The sequence below is a fragment of the Bradyrhizobium sp. SZCCHNS3016 genome (assembly GCF_032484535.1).
In the GTDB taxonomy this organism is placed as follows: domain Bacteria; phylum Pseudomonadota; class Alphaproteobacteria; order Rhizobiales; family Xanthobacteraceae; genus Bradyrhizobium.
In genome coordinates, this window is the sequence record NZ_JAUETE010000005.1 from 35,204 (window position 1) to 58,330 (window position 23,127).

Annotated in this window: 22 protein-coding genes and 1 pseudogene; 14 read left to right on the forward strand and 9 right to left on the reverse strand. The window is 65.8% G+C overall.

Translation table 11 applies throughout. From position 1 onward, the window contains the following. Window positions 1-157 precede the first annotated feature (157 nt). The 4 genes from QW881_RS11985 to QW881_RS12000 form a co-directional block, all read right to left on the reverse strand. Entirely contained in the window at window positions 158-1,066 is a 909-nt protein-coding gene (locus tag QW881_RS11985; RefSeq protein WP_315759239.1) for a MoxR family ATPase, read from the reverse strand. A gap of 31 nt (window positions 1,067-1,097) precedes the next feature. Beyond that, window positions 1,098-1,955 (reverse strand): xanthine dehydrogenase family protein subunit M, encoded by an 858-nt coding sequence (locus QW881_RS11990; RefSeq protein WP_315759238.1) that lies wholly within the window; start codon window positions 1,953-1,955, stop codon window positions 1,098-1,100. Window positions 1,956-2,003: 48 nt separating this feature from the next. After that, window positions 2,004-2,489 (reverse strand): (2Fe-2S)-binding protein, encoded by a 486-nt coding sequence (locus QW881_RS11995; protein WP_006612357.1) that lies wholly within the window; start codon window positions 2,487-2,489, stop codon window positions 2,004-2,006. A gap of 131 nt (window positions 2,490-2,620) precedes the next feature. Beyond that, window positions 2,621-3,067, reverse strand: a complete 447-nt coding sequence (locus QW881_RS12000) for a carbon monoxide dehydrogenase subunit G (RefSeq protein ID WP_315759237.1) — start codon at window positions 3,065-3,067, stop codon at window positions 2,621-2,623. 231 nt (window positions 3,068-3,298) lie between these two features. Between QW881_RS12000 and pcaD the strand changes: the two genes are divergently transcribed. Beyond that, a complete protein-coding gene (pcaD, locus tag QW881_RS12005) occupies window positions 3,299-4,081 on the forward strand; it encodes a 3-oxoadipate enol-lactonase (protein WP_315759235.1) in 783 nt (260 codons plus the stop codon). A 22-nt stretch (window positions 4,082-4,103) separates the two neighbouring features. Here the strand turns inward: pcaD and QW881_RS12010 are convergent, their stop codons facing one another. Continuing rightward, window positions 4,104-4,649 carry a hypothetical protein gene (locus QW881_RS12010; RefSeq protein ID WP_315737415.1) on the reverse strand — a complete coding sequence of 182 codons (546 nt, stop codon included), beginning with the start codon at window positions 4,647-4,649 and terminating at the stop codon, window positions 4,104-4,106. Window positions 4,650-5,167: 518 nt separating this feature from the next. Between QW881_RS12010 and QW881_RS12015 the strand changes: the two genes are divergently transcribed. From QW881_RS12015 to QW881_RS12050, 8 genes are all read left to right on the forward strand, one after another. Then, window positions 5,168-6,373 carry an HlyD family secretion protein gene (locus tag QW881_RS12015; RefSeq protein WP_315759234.1) on the forward strand — a complete coding sequence of 402 codons (1,206 nt, stop codon included), beginning with the start codon at window positions 5,168-5,170 and terminating at the stop codon, window positions 6,371-6,373. Then, complete coding sequence (locus QW881_RS12020; RefSeq protein ID WP_315759233.1) at window positions 6,373-8,343, forward strand: glycosyltransferase; 1,971 nt, start codon at window positions 6,373-6,375, stop codon at window positions 8,341-8,343. The genes QW881_RS12015 and QW881_RS12020 overlap by 1 nt, the downstream gene beginning before the upstream one ends. Before the next feature lie 10 nt (window positions 8,344-8,353). Further along, window positions 8,354-9,466, forward strand: coding sequence for a hypothetical protein (locus QW881_RS12025; RefSeq protein WP_315759232.1), 1,113 nt, complete (start codon window positions 8,354-8,356; stop codon window positions 9,464-9,466). Window positions 9,467-10,067: 601 nt separating this feature from the next. After that, complete coding sequence (locus QW881_RS12030) at window positions 10,068-10,985, forward strand: ABC transporter permease subunit (protein WP_315737411.1); 918 nt, start codon at window positions 10,068-10,070, stop codon at window positions 10,983-10,985. Window positions 10,986-10,998: 13 nt separating this feature from the next. Continuing rightward, entirely contained in the window at window positions 10,999-12,327 is a 1,329-nt protein-coding gene (gene livM, locus QW881_RS12035) for a high-affinity branched-chain amino acid ABC transporter permease LivM (protein WP_315759231.1), read from the forward strand. Continuing rightward, window positions 12,324-13,157 carry an ABC transporter ATP-binding protein gene (locus tag QW881_RS12040; RefSeq protein WP_315759230.1) on the forward strand — a complete coding sequence of 278 codons (834 nt, stop codon included), beginning with the start codon at window positions 12,324-12,326 and terminating at the stop codon, window positions 13,155-13,157. The genes livM and QW881_RS12040 overlap by 4 nt, the downstream gene beginning before the upstream one ends. Continuing rightward, the gene (locus QW881_RS12045) at window positions 13,154-13,885 is read left to right on the forward strand and encodes an ABC transporter ATP-binding protein (protein WP_315737408.1); all 732 of its coding nucleotides are present in this window, start codon (window positions 13,154-13,156) and stop codon (window positions 13,883-13,885) included. The genes QW881_RS12040 and QW881_RS12045 overlap by 4 nt, the downstream gene beginning before the upstream one ends. A gap of 161 nt (window positions 13,886-14,046) precedes the next feature. Further along, entirely contained in the window at window positions 14,047-15,165 is a 1,119-nt protein-coding gene (locus QW881_RS12050; protein WP_315737407.1) for a branched-chain amino acid ABC transporter substrate-binding protein, read from the forward strand. A gap of 150 nt (window positions 15,166-15,315) precedes the next feature. Here the strand turns inward: QW881_RS12050 and QW881_RS12055 are convergent, their stop codons facing one another. After that, window positions 15,316-15,717 carry a response regulator gene (locus QW881_RS12055; protein ID WP_315750016.1) on the reverse strand — a complete coding sequence of 134 codons (402 nt, stop codon included), beginning with the start codon at window positions 15,715-15,717 and terminating at the stop codon, window positions 15,316-15,318. Window positions 15,718-15,910: 193 nt separating this feature from the next. On the opposite strand from QW881_RS12055, the pseudogene QW881_RS12060 reads away from it, so the two are divergent. Both QW881_RS12060 and QW881_RS12065 read left to right on the forward strand, forming a co-directional pair. Next, window positions 15,911-16,276, forward strand: a pseudogene (locus tag QW881_RS12060) (response regulator); the annotation flags it as partial. Between the two features lie 168 nt (window positions 16,277-16,444). Continuing rightward, window positions 16,445-17,443 (forward strand): P1 family peptidase, encoded by a 999-nt coding sequence (locus QW881_RS12065; RefSeq protein ID WP_315759229.1) that lies wholly within the window; start codon window positions 16,445-16,447, stop codon window positions 17,441-17,443. 2 nt (window positions 17,444-17,445) lie between these two features. Here the strand turns inward: QW881_RS12065 and QW881_RS12070 are convergent, their stop codons facing one another. Further along, window positions 17,446-18,213, reverse strand: a complete 768-nt coding sequence (locus tag QW881_RS12070; protein ID WP_315759228.1) for an EF-hand domain-containing protein — start codon at window positions 18,211-18,213, stop codon at window positions 17,446-17,448. A gap of 226 nt (window positions 18,214-18,439) precedes the next feature. Here QW881_RS12070 and rpe point away from each other — a divergent pair, with 226 nt between their 5' ends. Genes rpe through QW881_RS12085 form a run of 3 tightly spaced genes read left to right on the forward strand, consistent with a single transcriptional unit; the run spans window position 18,440 to window position 20,516 of the window. Further along, window positions 18,440-19,141, forward strand: coding sequence for a ribulose-phosphate 3-epimerase (rpe, locus tag QW881_RS12075; RefSeq protein WP_315759227.1), 702 nt, complete (start codon window positions 18,440-18,442; stop codon window positions 19,139-19,141). Between the two features lie 15 nt (window positions 19,142-19,156). Further along, window positions 19,157-19,642 carry an ureidoglycolate lyase gene (locus QW881_RS12080; RefSeq protein ID WP_315759226.1) on the forward strand — a complete coding sequence of 162 codons (486 nt, stop codon included), beginning with the start codon at window positions 19,157-19,159 and terminating at the stop codon, window positions 19,640-19,642. Window positions 19,643-19,685: 43 nt separating this feature from the next. Beyond that, entirely contained in the window at window positions 19,686-20,516 is an 831-nt protein-coding gene (locus tag QW881_RS12085; RefSeq protein WP_315759225.1) for a bifunctional allantoicase/(S)-ureidoglycine aminohydrolase, read from the forward strand. Between the two features lie 49 nt (window positions 20,517-20,565). Here the strand turns inward: QW881_RS12085 and QW881_RS12090 are convergent, their stop codons facing one another. Beyond that, a complete protein-coding gene (locus QW881_RS12090; protein WP_316158411.1) occupies window positions 20,566-22,023 on the reverse strand; it encodes a bifunctional serine/threonine-protein kinase/universal stress protein in 1,458 nt (485 codons plus the stop codon). A gap of 3 nt (window positions 22,024-22,026) precedes the next feature. Then, window positions 22,027-22,767, reverse strand: coding sequence for a metallophosphoesterase family protein (locus tag QW881_RS12095; RefSeq protein ID WP_315737398.1), 741 nt, complete (start codon window positions 22,765-22,767; stop codon window positions 22,027-22,029). Window positions 22,768-23,127 lie beyond the last annotated feature (360 nt).

Genomic DNA, 23,127 nt, shown 5'->3' on the forward strand with positions numbered 1-23,127 from the left:
GTCATTCCGGGACGTGCCTCAAACTGAGTTCATCATTCCGGGGCAACCCAAAGGGCTGAGCCCGGAATCCATACTCACGGTCGTGGTTATGGATTCCGGGCCTGCGTGCTGCGCACGCATCCCGGAATGACGACCTTCGCTGTGACGCGACCGCGGCTCAAGTCTCGCTGGTCGCGTCCTTGATCGCCTTCTGCAACGCATCACCCTGCATGCGGGCGATGTCGTCCTGATACTTCAACAGCGCGCCCAGCGTGTCGCCGACGACCTCGGCATTCAGCGAACGCGCATCGAGCTCGGTCAACGCCGTGGCCCAGTCCAAGGTCTCGGCGACCCCTGGCGACTTGTAGAAGTCCTGGTCGCGCAGCGCCTGCACGAAGCGCACGATCTGCTGCGACAGCCGCTGCGAGATGCCGGGCAGCCGGGTCTTGACGATGGCGAGCTCGCGCTCGGCGGAGGGATAATCGACCCAGTGATACAGGCAGCGCCGCTTCAGCGCGTCATGGATCTCGCGAGTCCTGTTCGAGGTGATGATGACGATCGGCGGATGCGGCGCCTTGACGGTGCCGAACTCCGGGATCGTGACCTGGAAGTCGGAGAGTATCTCCAGCAGATAGGCTTCGAACGCCTCGTCCGCGCGGTCGAGCTCGTCAATGAGAAGAACCGGCGCGCCTGCGACATCCGGCTCCAGCGCCTGCAGCAGCGGGCGCTTGATCAGATAGCGGTCGGCGAAGATGTCCGACGTCAATTGATCGCGGTCGACCTCGCCGCCCGCTTCCGCCAGCCGAATCGCGATCATCTGCGCCGCTGAATTCCATTCGTAGACGGCGGAGGCGACGTCGAGACCCTCGTAGCACTGCAGCCGGATCAGCTTGCGGCCGAGCGCGGCCGACAAGACCTTGGCAATCTCGGTCTTGCCGACGCCGGCCTCGCCCTCGAGGAACAGCGGCCGGCCCATCCGCAGCGACAGATAGGTCACCGTCGCCAGCGATCGCTCGGCCAGATAGCCGCGCGAGGACAACAATTCGAGCATCGCGTCGACCGATGCTGGCAGGGCCGGAGAACTCATGGGCGAGACCGCTTCCTTCCTCACGCGTCCGTCACGAAGCCGGAGCCTCCGGTTCGGCGGCTCCCTCCGATGCGGTTGACACCTTGGCGCCGGCATTGGCCGCATCCACCGCGCGGCGCGCCAGCACACCGATCAGATGGGCACGATATTCGGCGCTGCCGTGAATGTCGCTGTTGAGGCCTTCGGCCGAGACCGAAATTCCCTCCAGCACCTTCGGCGAGAAACGCTTCTGCAGCGCTTCCTCGAAAGCAGTGACGCGAAACACGCCATTGCCGCCGGCGCCGGTCACGGCGACGCGCACGTCCGAGGGACGACGGGCGACGAACACGCCGACCAGCGCATAGCGCGAGGCCTGGTTGCGGAACTTCACGTAAGCTGCCTTCTTCGCCAGCGGAAAGCTCACCTTCGTGATGATCTCGTCCGGCTCCAGCGCGGTCGTGAACAGCCCGAGGAAGAACTCCTCGGCCTTCAGCTTGCGCTTGTTGGTGACGATGGTGGCGCCGAGCGCGAGGCATGCTGCCGGATAGTCCGCGGTCGGATCGTTGTTGGCAATCGAACCGCCGCTGGTGCCGCGATGACGCACCGCGGGGTCGCCGATCAGGCTCGCCAGATGTGCGAGCGCCGGAATGGCCTCGCCGACCGTTGCGGAGTTGGCGACGTCGGCATGACGCGCCATCGCGCCGATCACCAGGTTGCGGCCCTTCACCTCGATCGTATCGAGCCCCTCGACATGGGAGAGATCGACCAGATGCGGCGGGCTCGCGAGCCGCTGCTTCATGACCGGCACCAGCGTGTGGCCGCCGGCGACCAGCTTGGCGTCTTCGTTCTTGGTGAGGAGATTGGCGGCCTGGCGCACGGTCGCCGGCCGATGATATTTGAATTCGTACATGGGGAAATGTCCTGTGCGCAGCGGGCCGACTGGGGCGAGGTCAGACGTTTAGGCGAGGTCCGATTTGGCCATCGCCTTGGCGCCGGCGGCGATCGATTGCACGATGTTCTGATAGCCGGTGCAGCGGCAGAGATTGCCTTCCAGCTCCTCGCGGATGGTCTCTTCGCTGAGCTCATGTCCCTTGCGATGGACGAGATCGACCGCGGTCATGATCATGCCGGGCGTGCAGAAACCGCATTGCAGGCCATGGTGCTCGCGAAACGCTTCCTGCATCGGATGCAGCGGCGCGCCGTCGGCGGCGAGCCCCTCGATCGTTCTGACCTCATGACCATCGGCCATCACGGCCAATGTCGTGCAGGACTTGACCGCCTTGCCATCGAGATGGACGACGCAGGCGCCGCATTGCGACGTGTCGCAGCCGACATGGGTGCCGGTGAGGCGCAGATTCTCGCGCAGGAACTGCACCAGCAGCGTCCGCGGGTCGACGTTCGCCGTGACGGGATTACCGTTCACAATCATGGAAATCTTGGCCATTCAGGACTCTCTATTATCCGCGCGACAGCGTTGCACTGCAGCGCAGCCCAGCAAAATCGGTCGAAAACCATCATATGGGCGCTCCCGGCGGCGGGCAACCTCGCCCCCGGCCGCGCATGGGTCGGTTGCGGTCAGCCTTGAACGGCCTTGGCGAAGTTGGCGAAGAATTCGTCGGCGAGTTTCTTGGCGGTGCCGTTGATCAGCCGCTGGCCGAGCTGCGCCAGCTTGCCGCCGATCTGTGCCTCGACATTGTAGGTCAACAGCGTGCCACCGTCCTTGTCCGCCAGCGCAACGACCGCACCGCCCTTGGCGAATCCCGCGACGCCGCCCTCACCTTCGCCGGAGATCTTGTAGCCGTTCGGCGGATCGAGATCGCTCAAGGTGACCTTGCCCTTGAAGCGCGCGGAGACCGGTCCGACCTTCATCTTGGCGACGGCACGGAAGCCACCGTCCTCGGTCTTCTCCAGTTCCTCGCAGCCGGGAATGCAGGCCTTGAGCACCTCCGGATCATTTAGCTTGGCCCAGACCTGCTCTCGCGGAGCGGCCAGCTGGACCTCGCCCGTCATCGTCATTGCCATGTGCATCTCCCCCGATTGGCGCGGTTAGAGGCATTCAAGTAAAGCACCGAACGTCCAAAAGGAAGGGCGAGCAGCGACCGGAAGCGTTGCAGAAAAGCCGGAGCACCGCAGCATTCCGGATCTCGCCGCCGTTGAGTTTTGATTGGCAGACGGCGGTGGGGGTGGTTAGTTCGCCATCGAATCTGCACGATTCCTCCGGCGGCGCGGCCGCCTGCGACAAGGATTCCGCCTATGCCGATGATCGATGCCGACGGCTGTCTGTTGAATATCACCGTCGAGGGCCGCGACGGCGGACCGACCCTGATGCTCTCGAACTCGCTCGGCTCGACGCTGCAGATGTGGGAGCCGCAGATGCGCGCCTTCACGCAGGTGTTCCGCGTGATCCGCTATGACCGGCGCGGTCATGGCAAGTCGCAAGTGCCGCCCGGGCCCTACTCGATCGAGCGATTCGGCCGCGATGCGCTGGCGATTCTCGACGACCTCAACATCGAGAAGGTGCACTGGTGCGGCGTGTCGATGGGCGGCATGGTCGGGCAGTGGCTCGCGGCCCACGCTCCTGAACGTGTAGGCAAGCTCGTGCTCGCCAACACCACCTGCTACTACCCCGATCCGGCAATCTGGGACGCCCGCATCAAGGCGGTCGAGGACAGCGGACTCGCTGGAATCGCCGACACGGTCATCGCCGGCTGGCTGACTCAGGAGTTTCGTGATCACAATCCCGACGTTGCCGACCGGATGAAGGCAATGCTCGTGGCCACCCCGGTCGAGGGCTATCTCGCTTGCTGCAAAGCACTGCGGGCGCTGGACCTGCGCGAGGACCTGCCGGCCATCAAAAGCCCAACCCTCGTCGTGGCCGGCCGCTACGACAAGTCGACGCCGATCGCGATGGCGGAAGCGATCCGCAGCCGGATCCCCGGCGCCAGCATGACCATCGTCGATGCCGCGCACATCTCGAATGTCGAAGCGGCGGGCCAGTTCAACGATGCCGTGCTGGGCTTTCTGACCCAGCGCTGACGCACCGCGATGGATCAGGGCGTTACGCCTGCTGCGGCGCCGGCGTCGCCGTGGGCCCCATCTTCGGCGGAGCGGATGCGGAGGACGGCGAGGCTTGCGTCGACGGCTTCTCCACCAGCATGACGATGGCCGTGCCGAGCAGCATCAGGAGTTCCGTGGCATGCAGACGCAGTGCCTGGGGCTCCCCGAATTTGGCGGCCATGATCATGCTGAAGAAGGCGAGCATGCTGCCGAAAGCGAGCCCGATCGACAGCGCCTCGACATAGCCGGCCACCTTTCGCACCCGCGGAACCAGGATCAGGACCAGAAACATCGCGAAGAAGCCTGCGACCGTCAGTCGCGCCAGCGCAAGCAGCCAGGCGGCGCGGACCGTCTCGATGCCCGACAGCTGCAGGTAGTCGCTGATGAACAAGGCCACCGCAATATTGGGCCGCGCGAACAGCCCCTGGATCGGCGACACCATGATCTGAAACGCGATGATGGTCCAGGCGGGCACGAAATAGAGCGCCAGCAGCACACCGTTGACACAACTGAGCCGCCAATTCCTGATCACGCAATCCTTGATCATGTCACGCCCACCTTTCCATCCCACAAACCGCCCGCCCGACCGATTTCCAGACGAGCTAACGCGCGGCAAACGCGCCCGGCAATTTAAACCATTCGTTTACCTTAACAGGGTGGCGACGGGCGCGATCCACTAACGGTCACCGTCCAAGAGACCGTGCCGATGACCTCGCCGATCAGGCCTCGACTTCCCGCGTGACGGCGGCCTTCCCGGCCATCAACGCCTCCTCGAACATCTGCATCGCATCCGACATTGCGCGCCCGCTTCGTCTTCAGCACCGCGATGCGGCTGCTCCGCTGAATGATCGCCGTAACCGACGCCTGCATCGGGGTCACCATCGATGCGCCGGCAGTCCGATCGCGTCGATGGCCGCTGCACCGCAATTATGTGCGCCGCACCATCGTTGCCTTTGACTAGCGTCAAAGTAGCTTGACAATGTCATACTATCTTAAGACGAGTGCTGCTGCGTTTCGCACAGCTCGATCGTGATGCGGCAGGCAGCCGCCGAGCGGGAGTACTGCATGAGACTGGCTCGGATCTTCATCGGCATCCTCCTGCTGGCCGGCGGCCTCTACATCCTGGTCGGCGAGCATTTCGCCGGAACTTCAGGCGACGCGACCGTCAATGCCCGGCTTTACGTCGTGCGCGCGCCGATCGAAGGCCGCGTGACGCTGGGGGTGAGCAATATCGGCGTCAGGGTCAACGCCGGGGAACTCATGGCCGAGATCGTCGACGACCGGTTCGACACCACGCGCCTACTCAATCTCGAGCGCGACCGTGACGAGCAGAAGATCGCGCTCAAGCGGGTTCCGGCGCAGCGTTCGGCGCTCGAGCAAGCGCGGGCCGCCTTCGCGGCCCAGTCGGCTAACTACAAGACCGGCCGCGTCCGCCAGATCGCGGCGCGCATCGCCGAGGCCAAGGCAGCGGAGGATGCCGCGGCCGCCCGGCTGAAGCTCGCGGATCTCACCTTCACGCGGGCCAACGAGCTGAAGGAACGCGGGGTCCAGACGGTCGCCGGCCTCGACCAGGCCAGCGCCTCGCTCGATATCGCCAAGCAGGATTTGGAAAGCGCGAAACAGCGCACCAACTATGTCGAGACCGAGCTCGGCTCCGCGCAATCGGGGGTCTTCATCGGCGACTCCTACAACGACGTGCCGTTCTCGATGCAGCGCATTCACGAGCTCGACCTGCGCCTCGCCGAACTTGCCGTGGACGAGCAGCAGATCCAATCCCGCCTGGTCCAATACGAGCAGCAGATCAACGCCGAACGCGTCCGGATCAACCGACTGACCTCGGCGACGCTGAGGGCCCGCGTCCCGGGCATGGCCTGGGATTTCCTCGTCGACGACGGCGAATATGCCCGTCGCGGTCAGGATCTCGTCAAGCTGGTGGACTGCAACAGTCTCGTGGTGACCGCGAGCGTTCCCGAAAGTCTCTACGCCAGCCTGTCGATCGGCGCCCCGGTGCAGTTCCGTCTGTTCGGAGACGACCGGATATTCGATGGGACGGTGACACGTCTCGGCGGCTCGGGCGCCTCGCAACTCTACGCCAATCTCGCCGTCGGCCCGACGCCGCAGCACTTGCAGCGCTTCGACGTCACCGTTGCGGTGCCAGATCTCGCCAAGCAGCCGGATCTGTCCTGCGCCATCGGGCGCACCGGCCGGGTGATCTTCACCAGCGGACCGATCGCGGCATTGCGCGGCTTCGTCGCCCGGTACGGCTACTGATGCCGACGCTGTCACCATTCCTGTCCGCGTTCGCAGTCGTTGCGATCATCGTAGGGCTGCGCGTCCTGGCGTTGCCCCTCCTGGACCCGAAGATATGGTACTGGCGGACCCTGCTCCTCAGCGGCTCGATCCTGCTGGCCTGGCGCTATGTCGCCTGGCGCTTCACCGAGACCCTTGCTCCGCCCGGCCTCACGCCGGATGGGATCCTCAGCTGGGGCTTCGCCATTCTCGAAGCGCTCACCGTTGTTTCGTCGTCCTTCGCCTTCCTGATCCTGACCAGGACCAAGGAGCGGACGACGGAGGCTGATCGCCATGCCGGCTGGTGGCTTCCGAGGCCGCCGCCTCGGGTCGACATCTTCATCACCACCTACAACGAGCAGCTCGAGGTCCTGGAGCGAACCATCGTCGGCGCCAAGGCGATCACCTATGCGGCATTGCGCGTCTTCGTCCTCGACGACGGCAGCCGGGCCTGGCTCCGGGATTACTGCACCGAGCACGGCATCGGCTATGTCGCCCGTACCGACAAGTCGCACGCCAAGGCCGGCAACATCAACAATGCCTTGCGGCTGCGCGCGGCGGATGCGGACCGGCCGGATTTCGTCGCCGTTCTCGACGCCGACTTCGTGCCTCATCTTGACTTCGTCGAGCGGACGCTCGCGTTGTTCCACGATCCGGCTGTCGGCCTCGTACAGACGCCCCAGCACTTCTTCAACCCGGACCCGATCCAGCACAATCTCGGCATCGGCGCGGCCTATCCCGACGAGCAGCGCCACTTCTTCGACAACGTCGAGCCGGCGCGCGACGCCTGGGGCATCGCAATGTGCTGCGGCACCTCCTCGATATTCCGCGTCTACGCCGTGGAGATGATCGGCGGCGTGCCGACCGAGAGCGTCACCGAGGATTTCCTGCTCACACTGCGCCTGTCCGCGCACGGCTACCAGACCGTGTACCTGAACGAGGCGTTGTCGGAGGGATTGGCGCCGGAAGGCCTTGCGGAATACGTCACGCAGCGCGGCCGCTGGTGCCTCGGCCTCATGCAGATCGTGCGCAACGTCTACAATCCATTCGGCTCCCATGGTCTGGGTTTCTTCCACCGGCTCAGCGTGCTCGACTCGCTGCTCTACTGGACGTCGACCTATCCGTTCCGCCTCGCCGCGCTGATCTGTCCACTGCTCTACTGGTGGGGCGGGGTGACGGTGGTGAACGCCTCGATCGCCGACATCATCCGGTATTACGGCCCCTATTATCTCTCGATCATGTACACGCTGAACTGGCTGTCCAAGGGACTGTTCATTCCGATCGTCAACGATGTCTCGCAGATCGTCGCCGCCTGGCCCGTGCTCCGCGCCGCCGCTCTCGGCCTGCTCTCCCCCGGTCCGCACAAATTCTCGGTGACCGCCAAGGGCGGCGATCGCGCCAAGATCATCGTCCAATGGCCGCTGATGCGGCCCTTCCTGATCCTGATGGCGCTGACGATCGGTGGCATGATCGTGTCGCTGACGTCCGATTTCGTCTTCAATACCACGGGGACCGCGGGAGACGGCGTCATCGTCGTGATGTTCTGGACGATCTACAACATTCTGGTGCTGTCGGTGGCGATCGCCGTGTGCATCGACCGTCCACGCTACAACCGGCCGCAACGCCAGATCGTCGAGCCGATAACCCTGACGGTCGACGGCGAGCCGCAACGCGGCTGGATCGTCAATCTCGGCCCCGGCGGCGCACGCGTCAGCGGTCCGGTCGGCCTTGCGACCGGCGCCATCGGCACGCTCACTTTGCCCCTGATCGGCGATATCCCGGCCAAGGTCGCGGCTCCGACGAACGACGGCTACCGGCTCATATTTACGGTGACGCCGCAGCAGCGCGCCCAGATCATCGAGCGGCTGCACACCGCGAGCGGAGTGCCGGGCGCCGACAGCGGCGATCTCGGCCGCATGCTGAAGGCACTCGCGCGAGCCGTGGCCGATTGAGGAGAAGACGATGACGAGGCGACGGTGGAGCTTACAGACGGCGGTGTTCCTCGGCGGCACGACACTGATCGTCGTGACGGCGCTGGCCGTTGCCATCCTCTATTCGGCGTCGCTGCAGCGGCGCGGCGAGGAGCTCGCGATCGAGCAACTGAGGACGCGCGGCGAGCTCAGCGCAAACCTGCTGGCGCGACAGCTGGACGGCACGTGGATCGACCTGTCGCGGCTCGCCGCGATCATCGACGCCGCCGACATCGCCGAGGCGCGCCGACAGATCCAGTTCATGAGCCAGTTCGAGCAGCGCTATGCTTGGCTCGGCATCGCCGACCCCGGCGGCACGGTCATCGCGAGCAAGGACCGGGTGCTGGAAGGACAAAGCGTTGCCGGCCTGCGCTGGTTCCGGCAGGGTCTCGGGGGGCCGACGGCGGTCGAAGACCGCGAACCAGAGGCCCTGAGCCGGATGTTGCAGGCCGCTTCGGGACCGGACCGCTTGATCGCCATGTCGGCTCCGCTGATGCACGACGGCGCCCCCGCCGGCGTCATCGGGGCCCAGATCGATTGGAAATGGGTGATCGAATCCGTCGCGGCGCTGGCGTCGAGCAACATCGATCTGGTGTTGCTGTCGCGCGAGAGCATCGTGCTGTTCGGCCCGCCGGATCTCGTCGGCAAGCAGTTGACGATCGGCTCGGCGCAGGCCGCAAGCCGCGCGGCCCCGGTCGCACTCATCGAGCGATGGCCCGACGGCAAGGACTATTTCACCGTCGCGTTCCCGACCGTGAAGTCCGCCGATCTGCCGAGCTTCGGCTGGTCCCTTCTGATCCGGCAGGACGCCGTTGCCGCGATGGCGCCGACCCGCCAGCTCGTGCGCTCGTTTTGGTTCAACGTTGCCGGTGGCGTGTTCTCGATCCTGGTGCTGCTCAATTTCGCCGCGAAATGGGTGGCGACGCCGATGCGCCGTCTTGCCCAGGCCGCCGAGACCATGGTGAAAGATCCGTATTCCGGCCTGGTGGCTCGGGAAACCCGGTACGATGAGGCGACGCGGCTGCGCGACGCCTTGGTCAGGCTTCAGTCGAAGCTGATGGCAAAAGTGCGTAGCCCGCCGGAAGACTACGGTAGCGGCATATGAGCGGCGCCAGCGACACGATCAGCTCGATGCGCTTGACGCCGAAGGTTGCGGCGCTCATCGCTCGCGCCTCCGTCGCCATCATTGGCCTCGGCGGCTGGCACGAGCGGCGGCGAGGGACTCCGAACTGAAAGCGAATCCTCCAGAGTCCACGCCAACCAGCGGTCCTGCAGACGCGGGTCCTGGTATTGCTGGCCGGGACGCGGCTGCCCCTCCGTGTCCCTCATCTTGCCGGATCGGTCTCTCGGCCGGACTCTGGTGCCCCTGGTTCTTGTCCGCCAGCCTGCTCATGGGGTTCTCGCTTCGCTACCGCGCGCAACCAGTGCGAGAGCCCCCCCTTCGGCGCTAGGTGCTGTGTTCCGCGGTGGTCATTTGATGGCGATGGCCGGACCCGAGGAAGGCATGGGAACCGCGCTGTCAAAGGAGGCGGGATAAGCCCGCAATTGTGGCACTGCACGCTGTTGCGGCACCCGGTTCCTAGCTGTTAGTACTGGCCCACGCGTCGCCTTGGGCGCGGGTGCGATCTCTAGGCATACCAGCACCTGCTCTGCAAGGCCCCCGCCGCGTTGCGAACCGGTATCGGCAGTCTCACTCACGGCAGTTCATGGATTATTTCGCGCAACAGCTCATCAATGGCCTCGTCCTTGGCTCGATCTACGGCCTGATCGCCATCGGCTACACCATGGTCTATGGCATCGTCGGCATGATCAATTTCGCCCATGGCGACATCTTCATGATCGGCGGCTTCATCGCGCTGATCTCGTTCCTGGTCCTGGTGTCGCTAGGCCTGACTGCGGTTCCGGTAATTCTGCTGATCGTGCTGCTGGTCTCGATGGCCATCACGGCGCTCTATGGCTGGACCGTCGAACGCATCGCCTATCGCCCGCTGCGGCACTCCTTCCGCCTGGCGCCGATGCTGTCCGCCATCGGCATGTCGTTCGTGCTCACCAACTATTCGCAGGTGTCGCAGGGCGCGCGCGTCAAGCCGGTGCCGCCGATCATCACCGGCGGCTATACCCTGCACGAGGGTGCGGGCGGCTTCGTCGTCCAGCTCTCCAACATCCAGATCGTGGTGGTCATCACCACCATCGTTCTGCTCGCGCTGTTCACCTGGCTGGTATCCCGCACGCGGCTCGGCCGCGACATGCGCGCCTGCGAGCAGGATCAGACCATGGCGGCACTGCTCGGCGTCGACGTCGACCGCACCATCTCGATGACCTTCGTGATCGGCGCGGCGCTCGCTGCCGTCGCCGGCATGATGTACCTGCTGTATTACGGCCTGGTCGATTTCTTCATGGGCTTCGTCGCCGGCATCAAGGCGTTCACGGCGGCGGTGCTCGGCGGCATTGGCTCGCTGCCGGGGGCGATGCTGGGCGGCCTCGCGATCGGACTGATCGAGACGTTCTGGTCGGCCTATTTCTCGGTGGAGTACAAGGACGTCGCGGCATTCTCGATCCTCATCGTCGTGCTGATTTTCCTGCCGACCGGCCTGCTCGGCCGGCCCGAAGTCGAAAAAGTCTGAAGATGGAGTCCGCGTGAGCGCGTCCCTTCCCGCCTCGTCGAAAGGCTCCGAACCGGTCGGAGCCGCCTTCATCCTCAAGAAGGCCTTTCTCAGTGCGCTGGTCGCTCTCGGTCTGTTCTCCCTGATGGTCGGCGTCCGCACCGAAGCGGGGCAGAGCGGCCAGCTCGTATACTGGACCCGCTTTGGCGACCTCGCCAGCCTGGTTGTGGCGGTGTTCGTCGGCTCGATCGCGGTCGAGCTGCTGCGGCTGTGGCTCGGACCGCGCGGCGGCCTCGGCAGCTTCGTGCCGCCGTCCGTGCAGAGCGGCATGTCGGTAGCCGGCCGCTATCTCGCGCCGGCGCTGCTGATCTTCACCTTCCTGGTGCCGGTGATCTTCTACAATCAGCGCTATATTCTCGACCTCGGCATCCTGGTCCTCACCTACGTCATGCTGGGCTGGGGCCTCAACGTCGTGGTCGGTCTCGCCGGCCTGCTCGACCTCGGCTACGTCGCGTTCTACGCGGTCGGCGCCTATTCCTACGGCCTGCTCTCGACCACCTTCGGCTTGTCGTTCTGGGTCTGCCTGCCGCTCGCCGGTATTCTCGCCGCATTCTGGGGCGTGCTGCTCGGCTTTCCGGTGCTGCGGCTGCGCGGTGACTACCTCGCCATCGTCACCCTGGCCTTTGGCGAGATCATCCGCCTCGTCCTCATCAACTGGCAGGACGTGACCGGCGGTCCCAACGGCGTCTCCGGGATTCCGCGACCGACGTTGTTCGGCATTCCGCTCACACCGGGCGAAGGCGGCCTTGCATCGATGCTCGGCATCCCGTTCTCGCCGACGCATCGCATCGTGTTTCTGTTCTATCTGATCCTGGCGCTGGCACTCTTGACCAACTGGGTCACCATCCGGCTGCGCCGGCTGCCGATCGGCCGGGCCTGGGAAGCTCTGCGCGAGGACGAGGTCGCCTGCCGCGCGCTCGGCATCAACATCACCACCACCAAGCTGACCGCATTTGCGACCGGCGCGATGTTCGGCGGTTTCGCCGGCGCCTTCTTCGCCACGCGCCAGGGCTTCATCAGCCCGGAATCCTTCACCTTCCAGGAATCGGCGCTGGTGCTCGCCATCGTCGTGCTCGGCGGCATGGGGTCGCAGCTCGGCGTGGCGCTGGCGGCGCTCGCCATGATCGGCGGCTTCGAGCTGTTCAGAAGCCTCGAGGGCTACCGCATGCTGGTGTTCGGTCTCGCCATGGTGCTGGTGATGATCTGGCGGCCGCGCGGCATTGTCGGCCATCGCGCGCCGACCGTATTCCTGGAAAAATCCAAGAGCATCTCTTCGGACCTCGTCAAGGAAGGCCACGGATGAGCTCCGCTCCCATTCTCGCACTCGAAAATCTCACCATGCGCTTCGGCGGCATCGTCGCCGTCAATGCGCTGTCGTTCACCGCGCAACGCACGCAGATCACGGCCCTGATCGGCCCCAACGGCGCCGGCAAGACCACCGTGTTCAACTGCATCACCGGCTTCTACAAGCCGACCTCCGGCGTCATCCGCCTGACCCATGATGACGGCGCGCAATTCGAGATGCAGAAGCTCAAGGACTTCAACATCTCGAAGCAGGCCAAGGTGGCGCGGACGTTCCAGAACATCCGGCTGTTTCCGGGCATGACGGCGCTCGAGAACCTGATGGTCGCGCAGCACAACGCGCTGATGCGCGCGTCCGGCATGACGGTGCTCGGGCTGCTCGGCGTGCCCTCGTGGCGCGCGGCCGAGCAGAACGCGATCGATGCGGCCGTGTTCTGGCTGAAGCGCGTCGGGCTGATCGACCGCGCCGACGACGCAGCCGGCAATCTCGCCTATGGCGACCAGCGTCGGCTGGAGATCGCGCGCGCGATGTGCACCTCACCGGCCCTGCTCTGCCTCGACGAACCGGCCGCCGGCCTCAACGCGCGCGAGAGTGCGGCCCTCAGCGAGTTGCTGCTGTCGATCCGAGCCGATCACGCCACGTCGATCCTGCTGATCGAGCACGACATGAGCGTCGTGATGGAAATCTCCGACCGGATCGTCGTGATGGACTACGGCGTCAAGATCGCGGAAGGCACGCCGCGCGAGATCAGGGATGATCCCAAGGTCATCGCGGCCTATCTCGGCACCGACGAGGAAGAGGCCGCAGCCGTGATGGAGGCCGAGGCGTGAGCGCGTCCCTCCTCGCAATCCGCAGCCTGCGTGCCTCCTACGGCAAGATCGAAGCGCTCAAGGGCGTCGATCTCGACATCAAGCCCGGAGAGATCGTCGCGCTGATCGGCGCCAACGGCGCCGGCAAGTCGACCCTGATGATGTCGATCTTCGGGCGGCCGCGCGCGAGCTCCGGCAACATCGTCTACGACGGCAACGACATCACACAGGTGCCGACGCATCAGATCGCGCAGCTGCGCATCGCGCAGTCGCCGGAGGGACGCCGCATCTTTCCGCGCATGAGCGTCGCGGAAAACCTGCAGATGGGCGCCGACGCCGGCGAGACGACCGACGCGGAGCGGGCCAGCATGCTGGAGCGCGTATTCGCGCTGTTCCCGCGCCTGAAGGAGCGCATCGACCAGCGCGGCGGCACGCTGTCCGGCGGCGAGCAGCAGATGCTGGCGATCGGGCGCGCGCTGATGAGCCGGCCGCGGCTGCTGCTGCTGGACGAGCCCTCGCTCGGCCTGGCGCCGCTGATCGCACGCCAGATTTTCGACGCCATTCGGACACTCAACCGCCAAGACGGTCTGACCGTGCTGATCGTCGAGCAGAACGCCAATCACGCGCTGAAGCTCGCCCATCGCGGCTACGTGCTGGTCAACGGCCTGATTACGCTGTCGGGCACCGGCACCGAGCTGCTGCAGCGGCCGGAGATCCGCGCTGCCTATCTGGAGGGCGGCCGCCACTGAGGCGGAGCCCTCAAAATCCGGCCGAAATGACATTAGTCCTTCGTAGGTGTCGTCGAAAATTGCCGGTGACTTCGCCGGAAAATCAGCCACAATGCGCGCGGTCTGCGGCCCGCCGTTCGGGCCGTTCCGTGTCGACCTACCCCCCCCCGCGAGGATTTCTCATGAAACCACTCAAACTCATCGGCTTGGCTCTGGGCGCATCGCTGGCGCTCTCGACCGCTGCTTTCGCCGAAGACATCAACATCGCCGTGGCCGGCCCCATGACCGGCAGTGAATCGGCCTTCGGCCGCCAAATGCAGAACGGCGCCGAGATGGCGGTAGCCGACCTCAATGCTGCCGGCGGCGTGCTCGGCAAAAAGCTCGCACTGCAGGTGGGTGACGATGCCTGCGATCCGAAGCAGGCGCGTTCGGTTGCCGAAAAGCTCGCCGGCTCCGGCATTCCGTTCGTCGCCGGCCATTTCTGCTCGTCGTCGTCGATCCCGGCCTCCGAGGCCTATGCCGACAGCAACGTCCTGCAGATCACGCCCGCGTCGACCAACCCGCTGTTCACCGAGCGCAAGCTGTGGAACGTGGCGCGCGTCTGCGGCCGCGACGACCAGCAGGGTCTCGTCGCCGCCAACTACATCGCGAAGAACTTCAAGGGCAAGAACATCGCGATCCTCAACGACAAGACCACCTACGGCAAGGGTCTCGCCGACGAGACCAAGAAGGCGCTCAACAAGGCCGGCGTCACCGAGAAGATGTTCGAGTCCTACAACAAGGGCGACAAGGACTTCAACGCGATCGTCTCCCGCCTGAAGCGTGACAACATCGATCTCGTCTATGTCGGCGGCTATCATCAGGAAGCCGGCCTCATCCTGCGCCAGATGCGCGACCAGGGTCTCAAGACCATCCTGATGGCGGGCGACGCGATGAACGACAAGGAGTTCGCCTCGATCACCGGCCCGGCCGCGGAAGGCACGCTGTTCACCTTCGGCCCCGAGCCGCGCAACAAGCCGACCGCGAAGGCGATCGTGGACAAGTTCAAGGCCAAGAACATCGACCCCGAGGGCTACACGCTCTACACCTACGCCGCGATCCAGGTCTGGTCGCAGGCGGTGAAGAAGGCCAACACCACTGACGCCAAGAAGGTGATGGACACCATCAAGGCCGGCGAGTGGGACACCGTTCTCGGCAAGCTCGGCTTCGACGCCAAGGGCGACATCAAGCAGATCGACTACGTCGTCTACAAGTGGGACGCCAAGGGCGGCTACGCCGAACTCGGCGGCAAGGGCTCCTGATAGAACTCCTGATCCGCTTCGATCATCATCAGCAAAATGCAAACGCCCCGGTCCTGGACCGGGGCGTTCTGCTGAGAGCTTGGTTCGTCGTTGAAGCGCCTGCAGGACAGTGGGGAGCCACGTCGTACGGAGAGTAAGTAACAGGCCGGCTCAGCCGGCACAGGCCGAAAGCGATGGGGCTCCCTTCGCCGCCACTGCCGCACGGGCCGTTTCGACGGCACGCATCAGCTCGGCCGGGCGGAACGGTTTCTGCAGGTAAACGACACGGGTCAGCTCGTCCGACATCGACGCGCCATCGAAGGCGGTCATGCCGGAGACGGCGACCACCGGCACGTCGGGAACCAGCGCGCGCATACTGCTGACCAGATCGAGCCCGTTGGAATCATCGAGATAGATGTCGACGATGACGGCATCGAACGCCTGGTCGCGGAACAACTGCAGTCCGGACGCAGCGGTTCCCGCTTCGACCACGTCGAACTGATTGACGCGCAGCACCATACAGATCATGGCGCGCACATCCTTCTGATCGTCGACCACCAGAATCCGTGGCATCAACTTCTCCAGAATTTTCCGTTGGACAGCCTACAACCTAGAAGGAAATCGAGCACAACTACCAGTATATTTATCCCATTGGCGGTAAAGGTGCAGTTACTTCAACTATCGACTCATTCTACAGAACGTCGCGATCTGGTACCATACAACCTTTACTGGAATAAAGAAAATTTTCGCGCGCCGGACGCGCAGCGGCAATGAGACGATCCTGATCGTGGAGGATGATCTGCTGGTACGCCAGCACGTGATCGCCCAGGTCGGCAGCCTCGGCTACACCACGCTGGCTGCAGCCAATGCCGCCGAGGCGCTCGACGTGCTGGAGCGCCATCCGGAGATCGACCTGCTGTTCACCGACGTCATCATGCCCGGCGCCATGAACGGCCGCCAGCTCGCCGACGCCGCACGGGTGCGGCGGCCGGCGCTGCGGACGTTGTTCACCTCGGGCTACACCGAGAACGCAATCGTGCACCGCGGCCGCCTCGACGCCGGCGTGCTGCTGCCCAAGCCTTACCGCAAGCCCGAGCTCGCTCGCATGATCCGCATTGCGCTGGAGGTGTGAGGCCGTAGCCCGGATGAGCGCAGCGATATCCGGGTTTCACCGAGACAGCGCGTGAGAGCCCGGATATCGCTGCGCTCATCCGGGCTACGAGGACGCGCGGGTGTCGCATTGAGCCCTCGCGCCAGCCGCGCTATCCATCCAGCATCATCACCTGCCGCGAGGGCGACCGTGCAAAACCTCCTCACCGACATCGCGGGCGTACGCGTGGGCCATGCCCAGGACGCAGCGCTCGCGTCCGGCGTGACCGCGATCCTGTTCGATCAGCCGGCGGTGGCCGCGATCGACATCCGGGGCGGCGGACCCGGCGTGCGCGAGGATGCGCTGCTCGATCCTGCGAATACGGTGGAGCGGGTCGACGGCATCGCCCTGTCGGGAGGCTCGGCGTTCGGGCTGGAGGCCGCGAGCGGCATCCAGGCCTGGCTGGCGGAACAGGGTCGCGGCTTTGCCGTGCGCGACGCGCTGATCCCGATCGTCCCCGGCGCGATCGTGTTCGACCTCTTGAACGGCGGCAACAAGGCCTGGGGCCGCTACGCGCCCTATCGCGAGCTCGGCTATGCGGCCGCAGCGGCCGCCGATACCAGCTTCGCGCTGGGCAGCGTCGGTGCCGGGCTCGGCGCCACCACGGCCAACCTGCAGGGCGGGCTCGGCTCGGCGGCGGCGACGACGACAGGTGGGATCAAGGTCGCTGCCATCGCGGTGGTCAATGCCGTCGGCAGCGTCACGGTCGGCGACGGCCCGTGGTTCTGGGCGGCGCCGTACGAGGTCGACGGCGAGTTCGGCGGCCGCGGCCTGCCGGCCGCGTTCACGCCGGATATGCTGGCGATGTGCATCAAGGGCGGCCCGGCGGCGTCAGCCTCCGAGAACACGACCATCAGCCTCGTCGTGACCGACGCCGTCTTGACCAAGGCGCAGGCCAAGCGGCTCGCGATGATGGCGCAGACCGGCATGGCGCGCGCGATCTATCCGGTGCATCTGCCGCTCGACGGCGACATCGTGTTCACGGCGGCGACTTGCGCCAAGCCGATCGAGCCGCTGGTCGAGCTGAGCGAGCTCGGCATGGTCGCGGCCAATGTGCTGGCCCGCGCGATCGCACGCGGCGTCTATCACGCGAGACCGCTGCCGTTCGCCGGCGCGCTGCCGTCCTGGCAAGGCCGCTTCGGCGGCTGAGCCTAGGCGCTCACCGCGGTCGTGGAGGACGTCGAGGCCGACAGCATCTTCGACTGCCGCTGGATCAGCTTCTCGATCAGATTGTAGGACGACGTGGCGGCGTTCGACGCGGTGGTGGCCGCCGGCGTCGTCAGCGTCACCTTGGAGCCGTCGGCATAGGTGATGGTGGTCGTCGTCGAGCCGTCGCTGTTGGTCGACGAGGAGCTCGACGCGCCCGACATTGCCTGCATCAGCGCGTCCGCCCCTGCCCCTGACGAATTGCCGGAGCTGCCAGCCTCCCCGGCTCCAGCACGATGATGATGACCACGGCGGCCGCGCGCGCCCTGCAGCGCCGATGTCAGTTCGTCCATGCTGACATTGCCGTCGCTGTTGCTGTCGAGCTTGCCGAATACCTTGTCGGCATTGGCGAGGTTGGTGCCGCCGGCGCCGAGCGCGGTCTCGAATTCGGACTTTGTGATCTTGCCGTCACCGTCGCCGTCGATCTGCGAGAACAGGTCCTGCAGCGGGCTGGTCGAGGCGTTCGCACCCGATGTGCCGGACTGGCTCTGCGCTGCGAGCAGCGCGTTCATCGTCTCCGGCGCGATCTGCCCCGAACTGCTGCTGCCGGAGCTCGACCACGGGCTGAAATTGCCGGAGCTGCTCGAGCTGCCGCCGTTCAGACTGAACACGCCGCCGCCGGCATTGCCCGATTTGCCGGAACCGGACTTCGTCGACCCAAGCGACTGCAGGGCTTCCAGGGCCGACGAGGCGGCCCCCAATGCAAACCACATGGCGAAACTCCGAGGTGGCCGCAATGCGCGGCGAAACAACGTCGGATCTCTCCGTCGCAATCCCCGTGCCAGCGCCAAACCGCTGATATGTCCGGATATTTCGCGATGTTGCGGATGCCCAAACCCGGCAGTTCATGCCGCCCTCGGCAGATTTTTCCCGCTCGCGTTGCCGCAACCGCGCCCGCATGATACGGCGACAATCCCGATCGCACTGGAACAGCCGCCCATGACACAGTCCTTCACGCCGCGCCCGCTCGTCATTGCGCCGTCGATCCTGGCGTCGGATTTCTCCAAGCTCGGCGAGGAGGTGCGCGCCGTCGATGCCGCCGGCGCCGACTGGATCCATCTCGACGTGATGGACGGCCACTTCGTGCCGAACATTTCCTACGGCCCCGACGTCATCAAGGCGCTGCGCCCGCATACGACCAAGATCTTCGACGCGCATCTGATGATCACGCCGTGCGATCCCTATCTCGAGGCCTTCGCCAAGGCCGGCTGCGACCACATCACGGTGCATGCGGAGGCCGGTCCGCACTTGCATCGCTCGCTGCAGGCGATCCGCGCGCTCGGCAAGAAGGCCGGCGTCTCGCTCAACCCGTCGACCCCGCTCAACGTGATCGAATACGTGCTCGACCTCGTCGACCTCGTGCTGATCATGTCGGTCAATCCCGGCTTCGGCGGCCAGGCCTTCATTCCCTCGGCGATCGGCAAGATCCAGGATCTGCGCGCGATGACCGCAGGCCGGCCGATCGATATCGAGGTCGATGGCGGCGTCGGCCGCGACAATGCCGGCGCGCTGGCCGCGGCCGGCGCCAACGCCTTCGTCGCCGGCTCCGCCGTATTCAAGGGCGGCACGACGGAGGCCTACCGCAGCAACATCTCCGCGATCCGCAGCGCCGCCGCGTCGGCGCGCGGCGAAGCGATCTGAGGCACGCGGGGCGGGATGCACACGCTCACGCCGCAGCCGCTGACCAAGGCGGCCTTTGCTGATTTCGGCGACGTCGTCGAGACCGACGGCGCCCAACCCATCGAGATCAACCAGGGCTTCGCCCGCCGCTGCAACGGCCTCGCCGCGATCGACGTGACGTCGGGCGGCACAGCCGTGAACATCAGCCTGTTCGAGGCCAAGCCGCGGCCGCAACCGATCGAGATCAAGCTGATGGAGCGGCATCCGCTCGGCACGCAGCTGTTCATGCCGCTGCAGGACCGACCGTGGCTGGTGCTGGTCTGCGACGACCCGCGCGATCCCGCGAGCTACCGCGCCTTCACGGCCAACGGACGCCAGGGCGTCAACTACGCCCGCAACGTCTGGCACCATCCGCTGCTGGTGTTCGATGAGGGCTCGCGCTTCATGGTGGTCGACCGCATCAGCCCCGACAATCTCGAGGAGCTGTGGCTCGAGCAGCCGCTGTTTCTAAGCATCCCCTGAATGGTGGCGCGCGCAGGCTGATCCGTGCGCAGGAGAGACGACGATGGACAAGCCGAACTACTTCGTGCCGCAGGGCGGCCACCCGCCGCAGACCGACCTTCTTACCGGCCGCGCCGTATTCACCGAGGCCTACGCCGTCATCCCCAAAGGCGTGATGCGTGACATCGTCACCTCGGCGCTGCCGTTCTGGGACAAGACGCGGACCTGGGTGATCGCGCGCCCCCTGTCGGGCTTCTCGGAGACGTTCTCGCAATACATCGTCGAGGTCTCGCCCGGCGGCGGCAGCTCCCAGCCCGAGCCGGATCCGGAGGCCGAGGGCGTGCTGTTCGTGGTCGGCGGCGAGATCCTGCTCACCATCGCCGGCAAAGAGCATCGCCTGGGCCATGGCGGCTACGCCTTCCTGCCGCCGGCCGGCAAATGGACGCTGCGCAACGACAGCCCGGCGCCCGCGACCTTCCACTGGATCCGCAAGGCCTATGAGGCCGTCCCCGGCATCCCCGTGCCCGAGGCTTTCGTCACCAACGAGGCGACGATCGCCCCTGCCGCGATGCCGGAGACGCAGGGCCGCTGGGCCACCACGCGCTTCGTCGATCCGCTCGACGTCCGCCACGACATGCACGTCAACATCGTCACCTTCGAGCCCGGCGCCGTGATCCCGTTCCTGGAGACGCATGTGATGGAGCACGGGCTCTACGTGCTCGAGGGCAAGGCGGTCTACAAGCTCAACCGCGACTGGGTCGAGGTCGAGGCCGGCGACTTCATGTGGCTGCGCGCCTTCTGCCCGCAGGCCTGCTACGCCGGCGGCCCCGGCCGCTTCCGCTATCTGCTCTACAAGGACGCCAACCGGCACATGAAGCTGCGACCGTTCCGGTGAGAGGCGCGGGCGCGCGATCGGAACCGGACTTCAATCTCAACTCTGACGCTCACGTCCCCGACACCGCCTTCGCCGGCGCGTCGTCATCCTCCTCATCCGCCTCGCGCACCACGTGGCGTGTGCGCACCACCGTGACGGTGCAGCCCGCCTCCGCGGCGACCTTCGCCGAGACGCTGCCGAGCAGCGAGCGCAACACGGAATCGCGGCGGGCGCCGATGATGATGTGGTCGACCTGGTTGGCCTCGGCGAACTCGATGATGGCGGCGGCCGGATCGACGGCCTCCAGCACGTGCACCGTCAGCCGGCTGGCGTCGAGCTTGAGCGGCGTCGCCCAGTGCTTCAGCGCGACCATGCGGTCGATGTGCTTGTTGTTGCCCTCCTCGTCCAGGGTGCGGTCGATGGTGAGGCGCCCGAGCTTCAGCACGTTGACGCAGGCGAGCCGCGCCGCGGGCAAAGTGGCGAGGATGCGCTGCGCCGTCAGCCGCAGCGCGCCGTTGAGCTCCTCGCCGCCTTCCACGGTGTCGATCGCGACCGCCACGATCGGGCTGGAGGCGATCTGCGCCGCGACGTCGGATGATTTCTGTTCCGGCTGCACCAGGCCGCGGTTGAAGCGGCGGCGCCACACCGTGGTGATCGGATCGCGCGTCACCTTCGCCGAACGCGCCGTGAGCTTGACCTGGTCGGGATGGCCGAGATCGAAGGCGAGTTGCGCCGCGGTCGGATAGCGCCACACCGGCTCGATCTCCAGGCAGCGCAGCACGATCTCCTGCAGCCACGGTGGATAGTCCGGCTTGAGCTGCCGCGGCGGATACGGATCGCGCCATAGGCGTCGGCGCATGCCGCGCAGGGTCTCGCTCTCGCCGAACGGCCGCACGCCGGTGGTGAAGAAATAGAGCAGCACGCCGAGCGAAAAAATGTCGCTGCGCGGATCGCTGCGCGTCCCCATCATGCGCTCGGGCGCCATGTAGGGCGCGGTGCCGTAAGGCAGGCGGAATTCCTCCTGCAACAGATCCGGCAGGTGCTTATGGCAGGACAGGCCGTAGTCGATCAGCACCGCCTCCCCTGACGGCCGGAACATGATGCTCGATGGCTTGATGTCGTGATGGATCACGTGCTGCCGGTGAATGTCGGCGAGCGCGGTCGCGATCTTCGCGACCAGCACCCGCGCCTCCTCGTAGGCAAGCGGCAGCTCGGGCAGCCGCTTGTACAGCGTCTCGCCCGGAATCTGCTCGATCACGACATAGGCCTGGGTGGCGAAATCGCCGGTGCCGAAACAGGCCGGCACGTGCGGTCCCGACAGTCTTGGCAGAATCATCTGCTCCATCTCGAAGCTGACGATCGCCGCGGGGTCCTCGCCCTCGGAGACGCGCGGCACCTTCATCAGGATCGGCCGGTCGATATCCGGACGGGTGACGCTCCACAACGTCGCCATGCCGCCGGAATGCACGCATTCGCCGACCGTGAAGCCGTCGATCACGACGCCCGGCTGAAGCTTTGACCTCGGCATGTTCTATCGCCCCATCGAGAGCCGCTGCGCCAGCCAGGGCGGCAGGCCGTTGTCGCGAATGCGCTGCGCCGCCGCCTCGACGTCGTAGGGCACGCGGCAATAGGTCAGCTCGCGGGTCTTGGTGTCGAAGGTCACGAACGACGCGGCAGGATCACCGTCGCGCGGCTGGCCGACCGAGCCGACCACGGCCAGCCATTGCCGGCCGCGCAACAGCTGAATGGGCATGTTGGCGGTCGGGGTGAAGCTCGTCATCTTCGCGGTCGCGGACATCGAATACAGCGCGGGACGATGGATGTGGCCGCAGAACGTCACCTGCGCCTCGGTCGCGATCATGCTGCGGGCCGCGTCGGCCGACGACTGCACATAGCGCCAGCGCGGCGGGCTCGAGGCCTCCGCATGCACGAACAACCGGTCGTCGTCACCGATGCTCATCGGCAGCTCGGCGAGAAAGCGGCGCTGCTCGGCGCTGAGCCGGCCGCGCGTCCACTCCATCGCCGCCTGCGCCTCGGCATTCATGGTCTCGCTCGCGACCGAGACGGCATTGTCATGATTGCCGCGCACCGCCAGCCCGCCACCGGCGACGATCTCCATGACGGTGTCGACCGACCATTCCGGATCGGCGCCATAGCCGACGATGTCGCCGAGACAGATGAGACGATCCGCGCCACGCGCACGCGCCGCCTCCAAGCAGGCCGCAAAGGCCTGCCGATTGGCATGGATGTCGGTCAAAATCGCCAGCAGCACCCGCTTCCTCCCGGTTCCACCGTACAAGCGGCCTTGGCACGGAATTTGAGCAACATCAAACCAGACGAGCCGGAGCAAGAGGTTTTTGAGCGCGACCGATTCACCAGCGGCACGACCACCGTTCTCGCAGCGGATCACGCCCGAATTCGCTATCGCTGCGCCCCATCGAGAAAGCGAGAGGGCACGGGAAAGGCCTGGTGAGGCCTGCCCCGTCGCCAACCTGCAGAAAAAGCGGCGGCAGTTACCACGAGTTCAGCGAACGCCCCACGTCTCGTGACGATCACGGCCCAAGCCCCCTTGCTCGGGGCGGGATGGCAGCATCAGAATGGGCGTTGCTCGACCCCGGCAAAGGAGGCTCGG

Excerpts from the sequence above, each read along its gene's own strand:
- QW881_RS11985 (WP_315759239.1), bottom strand. The coding sequence starts at position 1,066 with ATGAGTTCTCCGGCCCTGCCAGCATCGGTCGACGCGATGCTCGAATTG.
- QW881_RS11990 (WP_315759238.1), bottom strand. The coding sequence starts at position 1,955 with ATGTACGAATTCAAATATCATCGGCCGGCGACCGTGCGCCAGGCCGCC.
- QW881_RS11995 (WP_006612357.1), bottom strand. The coding sequence starts at position 2,489 with ATGGCCAAGATTTCCATGATTGTGAACGGTAATCCCGTCACGGCGAAC.
- QW881_RS12000 (WP_315759237.1), bottom strand. The coding sequence starts at position 3,067 with ATGGCAATGACGATGACGGGCGAGGTCCAGCTGGCCGCTCCGCGAGAG.
- pcaD (WP_315759235.1), top strand. The coding sequence starts at position 3,299 with ATGCCGATGATCGATGCCGACGGCTGTCTGTTGAATATCACCGTCGAG.
- QW881_RS12010 (WP_315737415.1), bottom strand. The coding sequence starts at position 4,649 with ATGATCAAGGATTGCGTGATCAGGAATTGGCGGCTCAGTTGTGTCAAC.
- QW881_RS12015 (WP_315759234.1), top strand. The coding sequence starts at position 5,168 with ATGAGACTGGCTCGGATCTTCATCGGCATCCTCCTGCTGGCCGGCGGC.
- QW881_RS12020 (WP_315759233.1), top strand. The coding sequence starts at position 6,373 with ATGCCGACGCTGTCACCATTCCTGTCCGCGTTCGCAGTCGTTGCGATC.
- QW881_RS12025 (WP_315759232.1), top strand. The coding sequence starts at position 8,354 with ATGACGAGGCGACGGTGGAGCTTACAGACGGCGGTGTTCCTCGGCGGC.
- QW881_RS12030 (WP_315737411.1), top strand. The coding sequence starts at position 10,068 with ATGGATTATTTCGCGCAACAGCTCATCAATGGCCTCGTCCTTGGCTCG.
- QW881_RS12040 (WP_315759230.1), top strand. The coding sequence starts at position 12,324 with ATGAGCTCCGCTCCCATTCTCGCACTCGAAAATCTCACCATGCGCTTC.
- QW881_RS12050 (WP_315737407.1), top strand. The coding sequence starts at position 14,047 with ATGAAACCACTCAAACTCATCGGCTTGGCTCTGGGCGCATCGCTGGCG.
- QW881_RS12055 (WP_315750016.1), bottom strand. The coding sequence starts at position 15,717 with ATGCCACGGATTCTGGTGGTCGACGATCAGAAGGATGTGCGCGCCATG.
- QW881_RS12070 (WP_315759228.1), bottom strand. The coding sequence starts at position 18,213 with ATGTGGTTTGCATTGGGGGCCGCCTCGTCGGCCCTGGAAGCCCTGCAG.
- rpe (WP_315759227.1), top strand. The coding sequence starts at position 18,440 with ATGACACAGTCCTTCACGCCGCGCCCGCTCGTCATTGCGCCGTCGATC.
- QW881_RS12080 (WP_315759226.1), top strand. The coding sequence starts at position 19,157 with ATGCACACGCTCACGCCGCAGCCGCTGACCAAGGCGGCCTTTGCTGAT.
- QW881_RS12085 (WP_315759225.1), top strand. The coding sequence starts at position 19,686 with ATGGACAAGCCGAACTACTTCGTGCCGCAGGGCGGCCACCCGCCGCAG.
- QW881_RS12090 (WP_316158411.1), bottom strand. The coding sequence starts at position 22,023 with ATGCCGAGGTCAAAGCTTCAGCCGGGCGTCGTGATCGACGGCTTCACG.